The sequence below is a fragment of the Pauljensenia sp. UMB0895 genome, assembly GCF_030218905.1.
Taxonomy (GTDB): domain Bacteria; phylum Actinomycetota; class Actinomycetes; order Actinomycetales; family Actinomycetaceae; genus Pauljensenia; species Pauljensenia turicensis_A.
Window position 1 is genome coordinate 1 of sequence record NZ_JASOQR010000022.1, and the last position, 548, is coordinate 548.

Here is a 548-nt window from a genome sequence, read left to right on the forward strand (position 1 = left end):
CCGAAGAACGCCGCCGGCGTATCGCTGATATTTGCGATAACCATCATGTTCTTATCGTCGAAGATAACCCTTATGGCCTGCTTGGTTTTGATGGTGATCCCATCCCTGCTATCCAAACGTTCAACCCGGATGGCGTGGTGTACTTGGGTTCCTTCTCCAAAACTTTCGCGCCGGGATTCCGCGTCGGCTGGGCATTGGCACCTGCTGCGCTGAGTGCACGTCTCACCCTCGCCGCTGAAAATGCGATCCTGTGCCCAACCACTTTTGGTCAGCTTGCCATCGCGGAATATCTGCGCACCTACGACTGGTATCAGCAGGTCAAGGAATATCGGGGTATGTACGCTGAGCGTGGTCAAGCTATGCAAGCAGCTCTTGAGAAATACATGCCCATGTGCACGTGGAATAAGCCTCGGGGTGGTTTCTACACCTGGGTGAAACTTCCTAACGGTCTCAATGCGCATGAGATGCTTCCTCGTGCGGTGAAGAACCTGGTCGCATATGTATCGGGAACCGCTTTCTTTGCTGATGGTCAATGTTCGGATCATATG

General features: G+C 53.1%; 1 protein-coding gene. It reads left to right on the top strand.

What is annotated here, in order from left to right; translation table 11 throughout:
• The coding region (locus tag QP503_RS08815) for an aminotransferase class I/II-fold pyridoxal phosphate-dependent enzyme (RefSeq protein WP_285101634.1) at positions 1-548 on the top strand (548 nt) is incomplete at both ends.